Source organism: Ramlibacter montanisoli (assembly GCF_013087525.1).
Classification (GTDB): domain Bacteria; phylum Pseudomonadota; class Gammaproteobacteria; order Burkholderiales; family Burkholderiaceae_C; genus Ramlibacter; species Ramlibacter montanisoli.
In genome coordinates this window covers 1,136,062-1,151,902 of the sequence record NZ_JABFCS010000001.1, presented here as the reverse complement: position 1 = coordinate 1,151,902, position 15,841 = coordinate 1,136,062, and the positions used below count along the sequence as shown (strand labels likewise).

At 70.8% G+C, this 15,841-nt stretch carries 15 protein-coding genes and 2 pseudogenes; 10 read left to right on the top strand and 7 right to left on the bottom strand.

Annotated elements, in window-relative coordinates:
* Position 1: 1 nt before the first annotated feature.
* The 3 genes and pseudogenes from HK415_RS06000 to scpA all read right to left on the bottom strand — a co-directional run bounded on the left by HK415_RS06000 (position 2) and on the right by scpA (position 4,771).
* Positions 2-1,533: pseudogene (locus tag HK415_RS06000) on the bottom strand (acyl-CoA carboxylase subunit beta).
* A 21-nt stretch (positions 1,534-1,554) separates the two neighbouring features.
* Positions 1,555-2,556, bottom strand: a complete 1,002-nt coding sequence (meaB, locus tag HK415_RS05995; RefSeq protein ID WP_309246594.1) for a methylmalonyl Co-A mutase-associated GTPase MeaB — start codon at positions 2,554-2,556, stop codon at positions 1,555-1,557.
* Between the two features lie 52 nt (positions 2,557-2,608).
* Positions 2,609-4,771, bottom strand: coding sequence for a methylmalonyl-CoA mutase (gene scpA, locus HK415_RS05990; RefSeq protein WP_171557318.1), 2,163 nt, complete (start codon positions 4,769-4,771; stop codon positions 2,609-2,611).
* A gap of 100 nt (positions 4,772-4,871) precedes the next feature.
* On the opposite strand from scpA, the gene HK415_RS05985 reads away from it, so the two are divergent.
* Positions 4,872-5,507: a GntR family transcriptional regulator gene (locus HK415_RS05985; RefSeq protein ID WP_171557316.1), complete on the top strand. Its 636-nt coding sequence runs from the start codon at positions 4,872-4,874 to the stop codon at positions 5,505-5,507.
* A 63-nt stretch (positions 5,508-5,570) separates the two neighbouring features.
* Here HK415_RS05985 and HK415_RS26865 read toward each other — a convergent pair.
* The 4 genes and pseudogenes from HK415_RS26865 to HK415_RS05965 form a co-directional block, all read right to left on the bottom strand.
* Positions 5,571-5,798: pseudogene (locus HK415_RS26865) on the bottom strand (Hpt domain-containing protein); the annotation flags it as partial.
* Positions 5,798-7,609 carry a hybrid sensor histidine kinase/response regulator gene (locus tag HK415_RS05975; protein ID WP_171557313.1) on the bottom strand — a complete coding sequence of 604 codons (1,812 nt, stop codon included), beginning with the start codon at positions 7,607-7,609 and terminating at the stop codon, positions 5,798-5,800. The gene HK415_RS05975 and the pseudogene HK415_RS26865, both read right to left, overlap by 1 nt.
* Before the next feature lie 99 nt (positions 7,610-7,708).
* On the bottom strand, positions 7,709-8,308 hold the full coding sequence (locus HK415_RS05970; RefSeq protein WP_171557310.1) for an acyloxyacyl hydrolase: 600 nt from the start codon (positions 8,306-8,308) through the stop codon (positions 7,709-7,711).
* A 19-nt stretch (positions 8,309-8,327) separates the two neighbouring features.
* Positions 8,328-9,104, bottom strand: a complete 777-nt coding sequence (locus tag HK415_RS05965; RefSeq protein WP_171557308.1) for a class I SAM-dependent methyltransferase — start codon at positions 9,102-9,104, stop codon at positions 8,328-8,330.
* 122 nt (positions 9,105-9,226) lie between these two features.
* Between HK415_RS05965 and HK415_RS05960 the strand changes: the two genes are divergently transcribed.
* The 9 genes from HK415_RS05960 to HK415_RS24615 are packed head-to-tail and all read left to right on the top strand — an operon-like array spanning position 9,227 to position 15,819.
* Complete coding sequence (locus HK415_RS05960; protein WP_171563197.1) at positions 9,227-9,493, top strand: phosphopantetheine-binding protein; 267 nt, start codon at positions 9,227-9,229, stop codon at positions 9,491-9,493.
* A 1-nt stretch (position 9,494) separates the two neighbouring features.
* The gene (locus tag HK415_RS05955; RefSeq protein ID WP_171557306.1) at positions 9,495-10,091 is read left to right on the top strand and encodes a COG4648 family protein; all 597 of its coding nucleotides are present in this window, start codon (positions 9,495-9,497) and stop codon (positions 10,089-10,091) included.
* Positions 10,019-10,171, top strand: a complete 153-nt coding sequence (locus tag HK415_RS05950) for a hypothetical protein (RefSeq protein WP_171557303.1) — start codon at positions 10,019-10,021, stop codon at positions 10,169-10,171. The genes HK415_RS05955 and HK415_RS05950 overlap by 73 nt, the downstream gene beginning before the upstream one ends.
* A complete protein-coding gene (locus HK415_RS05945) occupies positions 10,168-11,550 on the top strand; it encodes an AMP-binding protein (protein WP_253261784.1) in 1,383 nt (460 codons plus the stop codon). The genes HK415_RS05950 and HK415_RS05945 overlap by 4 nt, the downstream gene beginning before the upstream one ends.
* On the top strand, positions 11,543-11,881 hold the full coding sequence (locus HK415_RS24620; RefSeq protein ID WP_253261783.1) for an ApeI family dehydratase: 339 nt from the start codon (positions 11,543-11,545) through the stop codon (positions 11,879-11,881). The genes HK415_RS05945 and HK415_RS24620 overlap by 8 nt, the downstream gene beginning before the upstream one ends.
* Positions 11,878-12,906, top strand: coding sequence for a lysophospholipid acyltransferase family protein (locus HK415_RS05940; protein WP_253261782.1), 1,029 nt, complete (start codon positions 11,878-11,880; stop codon positions 12,904-12,906). The genes HK415_RS24620 and HK415_RS05940 overlap by 4 nt, the downstream gene beginning before the upstream one ends.
* Entirely contained in the window at positions 12,897-13,466 is a 570-nt protein-coding gene (locus tag HK415_RS05935; RefSeq protein ID WP_171556289.1) for a LolA-related protein, read from the top strand. The genes HK415_RS05940 and HK415_RS05935 overlap by 10 nt, the downstream gene beginning before the upstream one ends.
* Positions 13,463-15,214 carry an MMPL family transporter gene (locus HK415_RS05930; RefSeq protein ID WP_253261781.1) on the top strand — a complete coding sequence of 584 codons (1,752 nt, stop codon included), beginning with the start codon at positions 13,463-13,465 and terminating at the stop codon, positions 15,212-15,214. The genes HK415_RS05935 and HK415_RS05930 overlap by 4 nt, the downstream gene beginning before the upstream one ends.
* Positions 15,148-15,819: an MMPL family transporter gene (locus HK415_RS24615; protein WP_253261780.1), complete on the top strand. Its 672-nt coding sequence runs from the start codon at positions 15,148-15,150 to the stop codon at positions 15,817-15,819. Before HK415_RS05930 ends, HK415_RS24615 begins: the two co-directional genes overlap by 67 nt.
* Positions 15,820-15,841: the final 22 nt, after the last annotated feature.

The window sequence follows — 15,841 nt, the reverse complement described above, 5'->3', positions numbered from 1 at the left end:
CTTACAGCGGGATGTTCCCGTGCTTGCGCCACGGGTTTTCCAGTTTCTTGTCGCGCAGCATCACCAGCGAACGGCAGATGCGCTTGCGGGTCTCGTGCGGCAGGATCACGTCGTCGATGAAGCCGCGGGCGCCCGCCACGAAGGGGTTGGCGAAGCGCGCCTTGTACTCGGCCTCGCGCGCGGCCAGCTTGGCCGGGTCGCCCTTGTCCTCGCGGAAGATGATCTCCACCGCGCCCTTGGCGCCCATCACCGCGATCTCGGCGTTGGGCCAGGCGAAGTTGACGTCGCCGCGCAGGTGCTTGGAGCTCATCACGTCGTAGGCGCCGCCGTAGGCCTTGCGCGTGATCACCGTGACCTTGGGCACGGTGCACTCGGCGTAGGCGTAGAGCAGCTTGGCGCCGTGCTTGATGATGCCGCCGTACTCCTGCGAGGTGCCGGGCATGAAGCCGGGGACGTCGACGAAGGTGATCACGGGGATGTTGAAGGCGTCGCAGAAGCGCACGAAGCGCGCCGCCTTGATCGAGCTCTTGATGTCCAGGCAGCCGGCCAGCACCAGCGGGTTGTTCGCCACGATGCCCACCGACTGGCCTTCCATGCGCGCGAAGCCGATCACGATGTTCTTGGCGTAGTCCGGCTGCAGCTCGAAGAAGTCGCCGTCGTCCACCGTCTTGGTGATCAGCTCCTTCATGTCGTAGGGCTTGTTCGCGTTGTCCGGGATCAGCGTGTCCAGCGAGAAGTCCATGCGGTCGGCCGGATCGTTGCTCGGGCGCACCGGCGGCTTCTCGCGGTTGTTCAGCGGCAGGTAGTTGTACAGGCGGCGCAGCATGATCAGCGCCTCGACGTCGTTGTCGAAGGCGAGGTCGGCCACGCCGCTCTTGCTGGTGTGCGTGCCGGCGCCGCCCAGTTCCTCGGCGGTCACTTCCTCGTGCGTCACGGTCTTCACCACTTCGGGGCCGGTGACGAACATGTACGAGCTGTCCTTCACCATGAAGATGAAGTCGGTCATGGCCGGCGAGTACACGGCGCCGCCCGCGCAGGGGCCCATGATCATGCTGATCTGCGGCACCACGCCGGAGGCCATCACGTTGCGCTGGAACACGTCGGCGTAGCCGCCGAGCGACGCGACGCCTTCCTGGATGCGCGCGCCGCCGGAGTCGTTCAGGCCGATCACGGGCGCGCCGACCTTCATGGCCTGGTCCATCACCTTGCAGATCTTCTCGGCATGCGCTTCCGACAGCGCGCCGCCGAAGACGGTGAAGTCCTGGCTGAAGACGAACACCAGGCGGCCGTTGATCATGCCGTAGCCGGTGACCACGCCGTCGCCCGGCACCTTGCTGTTCTCCATGCCGAAGTCCGTGCAGCGGTGCTCCACGAACATGTCCCATTCCTCGAAGGTGCCTTCGTCCAGCAGCAGCTCAGGCGCTCGCGCGCGGTGAGCTTGCCCTTCTTGTGCTGCGCCTCGATGCGGCGTTCGCCGCCGCCCAGGCGGGCCGCGTCGCGCTTCTTCTCCAGTTGTTCCAGGATGTCGTGCATGGTTGTTTCCTCGGGTCCTCGTTACTTCTGCTGCATGGCCTGCAGCAGCTGGCGCGCCGCGGTCGATGCCGCGATGCGCCCCTGTTCCACTTCCTTCGTCAGCTGCGGCAGCAGGGATTTCACCCCGGCGTGCTGACGGAAGGCTTGCCTCAGGCCGCTCTCGATGCGCTCCCACATCCAGTCGAGCGACTGGTGCCGGCGGCGCGCGGCGAGCTTGCCATTGGCTTCCTGCAACTGGCGAAAGCGCGTGACCGCCTGCCAGAAGCGGTCGATGCCCTGGCCCTTCAGTGCGCTGAGCTGCAGCACCTGCGGATGCCACTGGCTTTCGTCGTGGTGCGCGTGGTCTGCGCGCCCGTGCTGGCCCAGGATGCGCAGCGCGCTGGTGATCTGCGCCTGCGCGCGCGTGGCCGCGTCGGGATCGATGTCGGCCTTGTTGATCACGACCAGGTCGGCCAGCTCCATCACGCCCTTCTTGATCGCCTGCAGGTCGTCGCCGGCGTTGGGCAGCTGCAGCAGCACGAACATGTCGGTCATGCCGGAGACCGCGGTCTCGCTCTGGCCGACGCCGACGGTCTCGACGATCACGATGTCGTAGCCGGCCGCCTCGCACACCAGCATCGCCTCGCGCGTCTTTGCCGCGACGCCGCCCAGCGTGCCGCTGGCGGGGCTGGGGCGGATGTAGGCCTGCGGGTGCACCGACAGGTGCTCCATGCGGGTCTTGTCGCCCAGGATGGAGCCGCCGGAGACGGAAGACGAAGGATCGATCGCGAGCACCGCGACGCGATGGCCTTGGGCGATCAGGGCCAGCCCGAGCGCCTCGATGAAGGTGCTCTTGCCGACGCCGGGCACGCCGGAGATGCCGAGGCGGAAGGACGTGCCGGTGTGGGGCAGCAAATCCGTGAGCAGCGCGTCGGCCTGCGTGCGGTGGTCGCCGCGCGTGGACTCGAGCAGCGTGATCGCTTTGGCGATCGCGCGGCGTTGCTGCGCCCCGGGCGCGCCCAGGATGGACTGCGCCAGGCTCACCACCGAGTGCCCTCACCCCAGCCAATTGGGGTCAGAACCCAATTTCTCCGGATCACGACCGCCCCACCGCCCGCCGGATCTGCTCCAGCACGTCCTTCGCGCTGGCCGGGATCGGCGTGCCGGGGCCGTAGATGCCCTTCACGCCGGAGTTGTAGAGGTACTCGTAATCCTGCTGCGGGATCACGCCGCCGACGAACACGATGATGTCGTCGGCGCCCTGCTTCTCCAGCTCCGCGATGATCGCCGGCACCAGCGTCTTGTGGCCTGCGGCCAGCGTGCTGATGCCCACGGCGTGTACGTCATTCTCGATCGCCTGGCGCGCGCACTCTTCCGGCGTCTGGAACAGCGGGCCCATGTCGACGTCGAAGCCGAGGTCGGCGTAGGCCGTGGCCACCACCTTGGCGCCGCGGTCATGGCCGTCCTGGCCCAGCTTGGCGATCATCACGCGCGGCCGGCGGCCCTGTTCCTCGGCAAACGCGTCGATTTCCTTCTTCAGGGCTTCCCAGCCCTCGGCCGAGTCATAGGCAGCTGCGTACACACCGGTCACCTTTTGCGTATCGGCGCGATGGCGCCCGAAGATCTTCTCGAGCGCATCGCTCACTTCGCCCACCGTGGCCCGCAGGCGGATCGCCTGGATCGCCAGGTCCAGCAGGTTGCCCTTGCCGGTGCGTGCCGCCGTCGTCAGCGCCTCCAGCGCCGCATGCACCTTCGCGCCGTCGCGCGCCGCCCGGATCTGCTTGAGGCGCTCGATCTGCTGCTCGCGCACCCGGACGTTGTCCACCTCCAGGATCTCGAGCGGATCCTCCTTGGCCAGCTTGTACTTGTTGACGCCGACGATGACGTCCTTGCCCGAGTCGATGCGCGCCTGCTTCTCCGCGGCCGCCGCCTCGATCTTCAGCTTGGCCCAGCCCGAGTCGACGGCCCGCGTCATCCCGCCCATGGCCTCGACTTCCTCGATGATCGTCCAGGCCGCATCGGCCATGTCCTGCGTCAGCTTCTCCATCATGTAGCTGCCGGCCCAGGGGTCGATCACGTTGGGGATGTGGGTCTCTTCCTGGATGATCAGCTGCGTGTTGCGCGCGATCCGGGCGCTGAACTCGGTGGGCAGCGCGATCGCCTCGTCGAAGCTGTTGGTGTGCAGCGACTGCGTGCCGCCGAACACCGCGGCCATCGCCTCGATGGTGGTGCGCACCACGTTGTTGTACGGGTCCTGCTCGGTGAGCGACCAGCCCGAGGTCTGGCAGTGCGTGCGCAGCATCAGGCTCTTGGGGTTCTTCGCGCCGAAGCCCTGCATGATGCGGCACCACAGCAGGCGCGCCGCGCGCATCTTGGCGATCTCGAGATAGAAGTTCATCCCGATCGCCCAGAAGAAGGACAGGCGGCCGGCGAACTCGTCCACGTCCAGGCCCTTGGCGGTCGCGGTCTTGACGTACTCCTTGCCGTCGGCCAGCGTGAAGGCCAGCTCCAGCGCCTGGTTCGCGCCCGCCTCCTGCATGTGGTAGCCGGAGATGGAAATCGAGTTGAACTTCGGCATGTTCCTGGCCGTGTACTCGATGATGTCGCCCACGATCCGCATGGAAGGCTCCGGCGGATAGATGTAGGTGTTGCGGACCATGAACTCCTTGAGGATGTCGTTCTGGATGGTCCCGGACAATTTGTCCTGCGCAACGCCCTGCTCCTCCGCCGCCACCACGTAGCCTGCCAGCACGGGCAGCACGGCGCCGTTCATGGTCATGGAGACCGACACCTTGTCCAGCGGGATGCCGTCGAACAGGATCTTCATGTCCTCCACCGAATCGATCGCCACGCCGGCCTTGCCGACGTCGCCCACCACGCGCGGATGGTCGCTGTCGTAGCCGCGGTGGGTGGCCAGGTCGAAGGCCACGCTCACGCCCTGGCCGCCGGCCGCCAGGCCCTTGCGGTAGAAGGCGTTGGACTCCTCGGCGGTGGAGAAGCCGGCGTACTGGCGGATCGTCCAGGGGCGCGCCGCATACATGGTGGCCTGCGGGCCGCGCAGGAAGGGCGCGAAGCCGGGCAGCGTGTCGGTATAGGGCAGGCCCTGCAGGTCGCCGGCGGTGTAAAGCGGCTTGACCGTGATGCCGTCCGGCGTGACCCAGTTCAGGGCCTCGACCTTGCCGCCGGGGGCGGACCTGGCGGCGGCTTTGTTCCACTCCTCGAGGGAGGCGGGCTTGAATTCGGGCGGGCTCTGGCTCATGAGGTCATCCTGTGGACCGCGGGTATTTCCGCACGGTGGCGGGAGTTTACCTGATTCATAATTATTGATAAAGAATTTCCTGGCGCCTAGAATCCACCGCATGTCCGCTCTCTCCCTCGCCCCGCGCGCCCTCTACGAGGAGGTGGCGGAGCTGCTGCGCCAGCGCATCTTCCGCCGCGAGCTCGAGCCGGGCAGCTGGATCGACGAGGTGAAGCTGGCGCAGGAATACGGCATCAGCCGCACCCCGCTGCGCGAGGCGCTCAAGGTACTGGCCGCCGAAGGCCTGGTCACGATGAAGGTGCGCCGCGGCGCCTACGTCACCGAAGTCTCGGAGCGCGACCTCTCGGACGTGTACCACCTGCTGGCGCTGCTGGAAAGCGATGCCGCCGCGGTGGTGGCCGAACGCGCGACCGACGCGCAGCTCAAGGAACTGCAGAAACTGCACCAGGAACTGGAGGCCGCCGTGAAGAACCGCGACAAGTTCTTCGCGGTCAACGAGCGCTTCCACATGCGCCTGCTGGAGCTGGCAGACAACCGCTGGCGCGACCAGATGGTGGCGGACCTGCGCAAGGTGATGAAGCTCAATCGCCACAACTCGCTGCTGAAGTCGGGCCGCATCCAGGAGTCGCTGGCGGAGCATGCCGCGCTGATGGATGCCCTGGCGCGGCGCGACAGGGAAGCCGCGCGCGAGCGCATGCAGGAGCACTTCCGCAACGGGCTCGAGGCAGCTGCCTGAGCTTGTCGCGGTGCTGGGGTTCGCGGATGCCGTCGCCGGCCGCGCCTCGGGCTGCGCCTGCGCCAGCAGGCGCGCGAGCTCGTCGCAGCGCCCGCGCAGCGCTTCCAGGTCCTCGCTCTCCGCCGCCTGCTCCAGCGCGCGGCTCGCGCGGCCCGCATCGCGGAAGCCGTACATGGCCAGGCTGCCCGCCAGCTTGTGCGCCGTGACGCGGATCGCCTCGCGTTCGCCGTCCCTGGCGGCCGCCGCCAGGTCCTCCGCCATCTGGCGGCGCGAGGACAGGAACTCGGGCATCAGGTGCATGAGGCCCGGCTCCACCCACACGCGCCCCCGCCCTGGTCCGCGCGCTCGCCGGCCCCCTGCGCATGCGCGGGGTCCTGCCCGCGCAGCACCGCGAACACCTCCTCGCGCGTCGCCGGCTTGGCCAGGTAGAGGTCGAACCCGGCCTGCAGGCACTGCCGCCGGGTGCCTTCATCGTCGTACGCGGAGAAGGCGGCGATGCGGCTCGGCTCCTCGCCGCGCTGCAGCTGCAGCGCCCGGATGCGCCGCGCCGCCTCGATGCCGCCCATCACCGGCATCTCCAGGTCCAGGAAGATCACGTCGGCCCGCGCCTCGCGCGACAGCTCCAGCGCCGCCCGCCCGTTGACCGCGGTGCGCACCGACAGCGGCGGGCTGGGCAGCAGGCTCTTGAGGACGACGATGTTGTATTCGTCGTCGTCCACCACCAGCACCGACAGCGCCGGCAGCGGCTCGATGCGCAGCGCCGCGCTGGGTGCCGGCGCCCGGCCTGCGGTGCGCGCGGGCACGGCGGCGTGCCAGGCGGGCAGCCGCAGCGACAGGGTCGTGCCCTCCGGACCCGAGGCCATGCGCAGCGAGCCGCGCTGCACCCGCGCCATCAGGCGGGCGGAATAGGCGCCCAGGCCGGTGCCGCCGGCCTTGCCGTGGGTGGCGTACTTCTCGAAGAAGCGCTCGCGCACCGCCGCCGGCACCTCGCCGGCGTTGTGCACGGCCAGCTCCACGCACTCACCGTCCGCATCGCTCACGTGCTGCAGCGTCACGCGGACCTCGCCGCCCTCCGGCGAGGCCTCCAGCGCGTTCTTCATCAGGTTGGCGATGGTCGAATAGCAGAGCAGTTCCTCGCCCTGTGCATGCAGGGGCTCGGGCGGCAGGTGCAGCTCCGTGCGCAGGCGCTTCGAATGGGCATGCGCCTGCAGCTCGCGCGTGACGGTCTGCACCAGCGCGCCCAGGTCCACGGCCTGCGCGCGCAGGCGGTAGGTGCCATCTTCCATGCGGAACAGGTCGAGCGAGAGGTTCACCATGGACAGAACGCGCATCGCGGCCCGCTCCACGGTGCCGAGCAGCTCGTCGTCCTCCGGTGCCACCGACCCGCGCTCGCGCAGCAGGCGCGGCACGGTGGCGATGCTGGCCAGCGGCGTCTTGAGGTCGTGGCGGGCGATGCGCTCCACCTCCTCGCGCACGCTGAAGGCCTGCCGCAGCGCCTCGTTCTGCTCCTCCAGCTGGCGCACCAGGGCGTCGAGCCGCTCGCGCTGCTCCGCCTCCTTGGCGTGCTGCGTGTCCGCGATGTAGGAAAAGATGTTGCTGAACACGACCAGCAGCAGCAGCGTCACGGCCACCCGGGCGGTCAGCTGCGGTCCCAGGTGCATCCACGCGAGCGGGATCGACATGAGCACCACCGTCACGTTGAACATGTTCGCGGTGCGCCGCGGCAGCATGAAGTGGAACAGCAGGATGCCCGGGTAGGCCCACAGGATGCCGATCAGCCCGTTGTTGTACATGGCGGTCGCCAGGCCCAGCAGCGAGGCGACGAAGATCACCGCGGCGGGCACAACCGGCGCGCGGTGGCGCGCGATCGCATAGGCGTTGGCCAGCAGGCAGGCCACGAAGGTGCTGGTGAAGACCCCCAGCGCCACCCGGTCCTGGAAGAAATTGTTGATCGCGAAGGGGCCGAGCAGCAGCGTGCCGGCGATCGACAGGCCGAGGAAGATCCGGTGGCGGTGCGCCTCGACGAAGCCCTGGGCGAACTCGCGGACCGGCTCGTCGCGCGTGTCCTTGGGCGGCCGGCGGGCGTCGTCGTTCAGGGGCACGTGGGTCTCCTCCGCGCCCAATTATGCGGGGCGCCCCCGCTGCCGCCAAGGCCGCGGGCGAGTGTCCCAGGCAAAACCCCTAAGCGGCTTCCCTTGACTTCAGCGGAAGGACCAGACGGCGCCGAAGTTCAGCCCCAGCACGTCGATGCCGGGATTGGGCGAGGTCATGCCCAGGTTGGAGTGGTGCGTGAAATAGAGGGACGCTGTCAGGGCGAAGTCCTCGGTCAGCTGCCGGCGCAGGCCGCCCTGGGTGTACCAGTTGAAGCTGAGGTCCTGGCCCTGCCCGCCCGCCACCCCGCGCGAGTCGATGAATCCCACGCCGCCGCCGATCTCGAAGAAGGCGGCGCTGCGCCGGTCCGGCGCCCAGAACTCGAACACCGGCGCGCCGGAGACCGCGAAGTAGTGGTTTTCCGGGCCGCGAACGATGGCTTCGGCCAGCAGCGCGAAGCGGTTGCGAACCGTCAGCCGCGCCCCCGCCGGCGAGCGCCAGAGGTCCCACAGCGCGGGGCTGCGCCACGCCACCTGCACGGGGGCGATGCGGTACTCGTGCGGCGAGTTGTTGCGCACCTTGGCCAGGTAGCCGGCCTCGAGGGCGAATTCCCAGCGGTCGGCCGGGTGCGGCACCTGCGCCCGCGCCACGGGGGCGGCGGCCAGCGCCAGCACGCAACAGGCCGGGGCGATCCAGCGCTTGCCTTTCATCCTTCTGCCTTCTTCTTGTTCAGGCGCCCACGGCGCGGTACTCCGAAAAGATGCCGAGTTCGACGTTGCGGCCGACCTCCGCCAGCCCGGCATTCTGCAGCGTCTGCATGACCTGCGCGGGCGGAACGCAGGCCTCGATGGTGTCCCAGTAGTAACGCCACAACATCGGCGTGGTGCGCGAGCGGGACACCACGCGCGCGATCGTCGGCACGATCCCCCGCATGTAGGCCTTGAGCAGCAGGTTGGCGATGCGCCCTTCGGCGCGCGTGATCTCCAGCACCAGCAGGCGGCCGCCCGGCTTGAGCACCCGGCGGAATTCGGCCGCGGCGGCGGCGAAGTCGGCGATGTGGCGCAAGGCATAGCCCATGACCAGGAAGTCGGCGCTGGCCGTGGGGACCGGGATGTCCTCGGCGCGGCCGATGCGGCAGTCCAGCGGCTCGTCGAAGCGGGCCTGGCCCATCATGCCCGGGCTGGGGTCGACGCCGATCAGGCGCTGCGGCTCCCCGGTGATCTTCAGGATCTCGCGCGACACCAGGCCGGTGCCCATGCCCACGTCCACCACCTGCATGCCGGGCTGCAGGCCGGCGCGCAGCAGGGCCTGCCGGCGGTACCAGGAGCCGGTGCCCAGGCCCAGGATCTTCTCCAGCCGGTCGTAGTCGACCGCGGTGTTGTTGAAGGTGTCGCGCAGGAAGGCTTCGCGCGCGACGGTGTCGCCGCTGCGGTAGTAGTCGGTGAGCGGCCCATGGGGCAGGTGGACGGAGGGGCCGGAGGGCTCCTCCCGTGACGGATCGGACATTCTGGTACTGCTTGTTGGTGGGAGCGTGGCGAATGGCTCACGCCGGGATGATTGTGTACGTTCCCCGCGCGCGCTCGCATAAAATCGCTGCGTTTCACCTGCCCTGGGGTGTGGGCACAACAATGACTGCCAACAAAGAACTGCTTCACGAAGTGGCCAGCCTGCTGGTCGAAGCTTTGAACCTGGAAACCGCGCCCGAGGCCATCGACCCGCAGGCGCCGCTGTACGGCGACGGGCTCGGCCTCGATTCCATCGACATGCTGGAGGTCTCGCTCGTGGTGTCCAAGCGTTATGGCGTCCAGTTGCGCTCCGACGACGAGAACAACGAGAAGATCTTCGCCTCGCTGGCCAGCCTGGCCGACCACATCGCCGCGCACCGGACCTCCTGAGATGGGCGACGCGCTCGCATCGTCCCGCGCGCGCTGGGCGGCCGGTGCCGCCGCGGCGCTGGCGTATGCGGCCGTCTCGCACGCCCTCATGACGCGCGCACAGGACTCTCCCTGGTCGCTGGCCATCATCCTCGGTCCCGCCGTGGTGCTGGGCGCCGCCTGGGCCTGGAGCGCCGGCCGCCGCTGGCTGGCCGCCGCCGGCGTCCTGGTCGTCGTGCTGCTCATGCTGCAGGGTGCGATCGGCAAGGGCATTCCCGCCCGCTGGCTCTACCTCGCCCAGCACGCGGGCGTGCACCTGGCCCTCGCCATCGGCTTCGGCAGCACCCTGCGGCGCGGCGCCGAACCCCTGATCAGCGCGCTGGCCCGCCGCGTCCACGGCAGCCTGTCGCCGGCCATGGAGCGCTACACCCGGCAGGTGACCCTGGCCTGGACGCTCTATTTCGTGGCGATGGCGACGGCCTCCTGGTGCTGTTCGCCGCCGGCGAGTTCGCGCGCTGGTCGCTGCTGGCCAACATCCTCACCCCCGTGCTCACCGCCGGCTTCTTCGTGGGCGAATACCTGGTGCGCTACTGGCTGCATCCCGACTTCGAACGCGTGAGCCTGCAGCAGGCGCTGCAGGCCTACCGCAGCCACGGCGTCCCGGCCGGCCGCACGCCGCAGGACGCGTCCCGCACATGAGCGCATCGACCACGCGCGATCCCGGCCTGCCGCTGCTGGCGGGACATGGCTCGCTGGACGAGCCGCTGGCCTGGCGCGCTGGCCAGCCGCTGGCGCGCCGCCGCTTCCTTCAGGACCTGCAGAGGCTCGCGCCGCTGCTGCCACAGGGCGGCCCCGTGCTGCCGATGACGGCCGACCGCTATCACTTCGCGCTGGGTCTGGGCGCCTCGGTGGCGCGGGGACAGGCCGCGCTGATGCCCCCGAATCACACGCCGGACATGGTGCGGCGCCTGCAGGCACTGTTCCCCGCCGCCTACGTGCTGGCCGATGCGGGCCAGCCGCAGCTGGCGCTGCCCACGGTGCCCTATCCCGCGCCGGATGCCCCGTCGCGCGAGGAAGCGCCCATGCCGCTGGTGCCGGCCGCGCACGAGGTGGCCCAGGTGCTCACCTCCGGCTCCACCGGCGAACCCATGCCGCACGGCAAGCGCTGGGGCCAGCTGGTCACCAACATCGCCGCCGAGGCGCAGCGCATCGCCGAGACGCTGGGCCGCCCGGACCTGCGCGGCGTGACCGTCGTGGGCACCGTGCCCGCGCACCACATGTACGGCTTCGAATCGACGGTGCTGATCGCCATGCTCGGTGGCGCTGCCTTCGCGGCCGAACGCCCCTTCTACGCCCAGGACATCGCGCGCGTGCTGGCCTCGGTGCCGCGCCCGCGCGTGCTGGTCACCACGCCGCTGCACCTGAAGACGCTGTTGGACGACGGCATCGCGCTGCCGCAGGTCGACCTGGTCGTCAGCGCCACGGCCGCCCTGTCGCCGCAGCTGGCGGCCCGTGCCGAGGCCGCGCTGGCCGCGCCGCTGATGGAGATCTACGGCTGCACCGAAGCGGGCCAGGTCGCGACGCGCCTGACCACCCGCGCGCCGGAGTGGCGCACCTTCTCCGGCCTCGTGCTGGCCGGCGACGGAGAGGATTCCTGGGTGAGCGGCGGCCACGTGCCCGAGCCCACCCGGCTGGCCGACGTGCTGGAGGTGCTGGAGCCCACGCGCTTTCGCCTGCTCGGTCGCAGCAACGATTTGATCAACGTCGCCGGCAAGCGCAGCTCGCTGGCCCACCTGAACCACCACCTGAACAGCATCGAGGGCGTGCGCGACGGCGCCTTCTGGCTGCCGCCCGAGGGCGGCGGCGAAGCGGTGGTGCGGCTGGTGGCGCTGGTGGTGGCGCCGGACGTGAGCCGGCAGCAGCTGCTCGCCGCGCTGCGCGAACGGGTCGATGCGGCCTTCCTGCCGCGGCGCATCCTGCGCGTGGACTCGCTGCCGCGCGACCCCACCGGCAAGCTGCCCTCGGGGCGGCTGGCGGAGCTGGCGACGCGCCTGCTGGCGGAATCCGGCCATGACTGAAATGCGCAGCCGTCGGGTCGAAATCCCGCGCGACCATCCGGCCTTTCCCGGCCACTTCCCCGGCCAGCCCCTGCTGCCTGGCGTGGTGCTGCTCGGGGAAGTGCTGGAACTGCTGCTGCGCGAGGCGCCTGCGGCCCTCGGCACGCAGCCGCTGGTGAGCGCCGTGAAGTTCCTGGCCCCGGTACGGCCCGGCGCCAGCCTGGAGATCCGCTGGAGCGCGCCGGGCGAGCGCCGCCTGCGCTTCGAGGTCTGGCGCCATGGCGAGGGCGACCCGCCGCAGGGCCAGCTCGCCGCCAGCGGCCAGCTGGAACACGGCGAGGCCGCGCCATGAACGCCGCCCGCGAACCCGCCGACGACGGCGCCGCCTGGACCCGGCAGGCCGAACGCAGCAATGCGCTCACGCTGCGCCTCATGCGCTGGATCGCGGTGACCCTGGGCCGGCCGCTGTCGCGCCTGGTGCTGCATCCGATCACGCTGTACTTCATGCTGTTCGGCGGGCCGGCGGCGCGCGCCTCCGCCGACTACCTGCGGCGGGTGCTGGGCCGCGCGCCGAGCTGGGGCGAGCGCTACCGGCACGTCCACCACTTCGCCGCAACCATCCTCGATCGGGTGTACCTGCTGCGCGGCGACTTCGAGCTGTTCGACCTGGAGGTGGTGGGCGCCGAGCAGCTCGATGCGGTGCTGCAGGCCGGGCGCGGCGCCTTCCTGGTGGGCGCGCACCTCGGCAGCTTCGAGGCGCTGCGCGCGCTGGGCGAGCAGCGGCGGGGCGTGCGCGTGGCCATGCTGATGTACGAACAGAACGCGAAGCTGCTGACCGACACGCTGCGCGCCATCGCGCCGGACGCCGTGCAGCACGTGATCGGCCTGGGCCGCATGGAGGCGATGCTGGAACTGCGCGACTGGCTGGACGGCGGCGGCGTGGCCGGACTGCTGGCCGACCGCACGCTGCAGGGCCCGGGGCCATCGAGCGCCGCGGGGCGCTCGCGCACGCACTGGATCGACTTCCTCGGATCGCCCGCCGCCTTTTCCGACGGCGCCTTCCGGCTGGCCGCGCTGCTGCGGCGGCCGGTGGTGTTCATGGCGGGCCTCTACCTGGGGGCGGGCGCTACCAGCTGCGCTTCGTGCCGCTGGCCGATTTCAGCGAGTCCGGCGAATCCGCCGGCGCCGCGCGCGATGCCGCCGTACAGGCGGCCGTCGTGCGCTATGCGCAGCTGCTGGAGCAGCACTGCCGCGAGACGCCGCGCAACTGGTTCAATTTCTTCGATTTCTGGGCCGGCAGTCCCGGCCCGCAGGATGCACCGCATGCGAGCCCCGAATCTCCTGATCCGCTCGCCGCCCTGCGCCTCGTGCTGCTGACGCTTGGCATCGCCGTGCTCGGCCCCGTGCAGGCAGCGGGCTTCGACCTGCAGGCGCTCACGCAACAGCTCGCACAGGTGCGCTCCGGCCAGGCCACCTTCGTCGAGGACAGGCGCGTGCAACAGCTGGACCAGGTCCTGCGCTCCAGCGGCCGCCTGAGCTTCGTCGCGCCCGACACCTTCATTCGCGAGACGCTCCGGCCCAGCCACGAGAAGCTGGCGGTGGTCGGCAACCAGCTCACCATGAGCCGCGGGACGCGCTCCCGGGTCACCGCGCTGGACGCCGTGCCCGAGGCGGTCGTGATCGTGGAGGCGATCCGCGGCACGCTCACCGGCAACAAGGACACGCTGGAGCGCTACTTCGACACCACGGTGCAGGGCAGCGCCGAGCAGTGGCAGCTGGAACTGGTGCCGCGCGAGCCGCGCCTGCGCGGGCAGGTGGCGCACCTGCGCCTGAGCGGCCGCCAGGGCCAGGTGCGCGAAGTGCGCATGTCCCTGGCCGACGGCGACACCTCCGTGATGCGCATCGAGCCGGTGGCCGACGCGCCGGCCAAACCTTGAGCGAGGCCGTCGCGGGACGGGGCTGGCGGCAGCCGGCGCCCTGGATCTGGCTGGTGGCGATGGCGCTGGGCCTGTGGCTGTGCGCGCGCGCCACCTACGTCGCCGACCTGTCCGCCTTCCTGCCTTCAGCGCCGACCGCCGAACAGCGCGTGCTGATGGCGCAGCTGAAGAACGGCGCGACCGGCCGCGTGCTGATGATCGGGATCCGCGGCGGCACGGCGCAGGAACGGGCGCAGGCCTCGCGCCGCCTCGCCGCCGACCTGCGCAAGCAAGGTCTGTTCGAAGCCGTGCACAACGGCGAGGACGGCGACCAGGAGGCGCTGGGCCGGCTGCTGTTCGAGCGCCGCTACCTGCTCAGCCCCGGCGTGGACGCACAGCGCTTCAGCGTCGAAGGCCTGCGCGAGGCGATGGCGGAAACGGTGGGCCTGCTCGGAACACCGGCCGGCACCCGCATCAAGGCTATTCTCTGGCGCGATCCCACCGGCGAGACCGTGCGCATGGCCGAAGCCATGCTGCCTGCGAACGCGCCGCGCGTGGAGGACGGCGTGTGGGTCTCGCGCACGCAGCCGCGCGCGCTGCTGCTGGCCACCACGCGCGCCGACGGTGCCGACCTCGACGCGCAGGAGGACGCGCAGCGGCGCGTGCGCGCGAGCTTCGCGGCGCTCGGCGCCTCCGGGCTGCAACTGGAGCTGACCGGGCCTGGCGTGTTCGCGGTCGATTCGCGCGCCACCATCAAGCACGAAGTCGAGTGGCTCGCCATGGCCGGGACCGTGGTCATGGTGCTGCTGCTGATCGTGGCCTTCGGGTCGCTGCGGCCGCTGGCGATCGCGTCGCTGCCGGTGGCCAGCGGCGTGGTCGCCGGGATCGTGGCGGTGAGCCTGGTGGCCGGACAGGTGCACGGACTCACGCTGGGCTTCGGCACCACGCTGATCGGCGAGGCGGTCGACTACGGCATCTACTACCTGGTGCAGGCGCGCGCGGTGGGCCACGCCGGCTGGCTGCGCGAGCAATGGCCAACGGTGCGCCTGGGCCTGTGGACCTCGGTCGCGGGCTTCGCGGCGCTGGTGGTCTCGGACTGGGACGGACTGGCGCAGCTGGGCATCTTCGCCGTCAGCGGTCTGCTGGCCGCGGCGCTCACCACCCGCTTCCTGCTGCCCGCGCTCGCCCCGCAGGGCGCCGCCGGCTCGGGGATGCGCGAGCGCCTGGGCCGCGCCACGCTGGCGCTGACGCTGGCCCTGCCGCGCTTTCGTGTTCCCCTGCTGGTCCTGAGCGTCGCAGCCGCTCTCGCCCTCGTGTGGCTGCCCTCGCCCTGGCGCGGCTCGCTGGCATCGCTGAGCCCGGTGCCGCAGCAGGCGCTGGACCTGGACGCCTCGTTGCGCGCCGACCTCGGCGCCTCGGATGCGGGCGTGCTGGTGCCGCCGAGGCCGCCGATGAAGCCAGCGCGCTCGCGGCGGCCGAGCGCATCGGCCAGCGCCTGGAGCCGCTGGTGCAGTCCGGCAAGCTGGCGTCCTACCAGTCGCCCGCGCACATCCTGCCCAGCCCGGCGACGCAGCTCGCGCGCCGCGCTGCCTTGCCGGAAGCGGCCCTGCTGCAGCAGCGGCTGGCCGCGGCGACGCAGGGCGGCCCCCTGCCAGCTGCGAAACTCGCGCCCTTCGTCGAGGACGTGCAGGCGCAGCGCGTCATGCGCGTGCTCACGCGGGCGGACCTGCAAGGCACTTCGCTGGCCGGCGCGCTCGACGCGCAACTGATGCCCGGCGCGGATGGCGCGCCCTGGACCGCGCTGCTCCTGCTGCAGGGGCCGGCCGGCGGTTCACTGCCGTTGGCTGAGCTGCGCCAGGCGGTGGCTGACCTGCCCGGCACGCGCGTGGTGCAGGTGCAGCCGGAACTGGACCGGATCTACGCCGGCTACCTACAACAGGCGCGCTGGCAGGCAGCGATCGGTGCGCTGGCCGTGCTGGCGCTGCTCGCCTGGCACCTGCGTTCGGCGCGGCGCCTGGCCGGCGTGCTGCTGCCACTGGTGGCCAGCGTGGTGCTGGTGCTGGCGGGCCTGGCGCTCTCCGGCACGGCCCTGGGCGTGCTGCACCTGATCGGCCTGCTGCTGGTCGCCGCCATCGGCTCCAACTACGCCCTCTTCTTCGACTACCTGCGCGGCCGCGGCGACGCGGACACCGACACGCTGGCTTCGCTGATGCTGGCCAACCTGACGACGGTGGCCTCCTTCGCCCTGCTCGCCACGGCCAAGGTGCCGGCCCTGTCGGCCGTGGGCTGGACCGTGGCGCCGGGCGCCTTGCTGTCACTGTTGCTGGCAGCCGCCTTTTCACGCGCGCCGCAGCGGGCGCCGCAGGCCCTATGACACAATAGGCGACACATGAGCT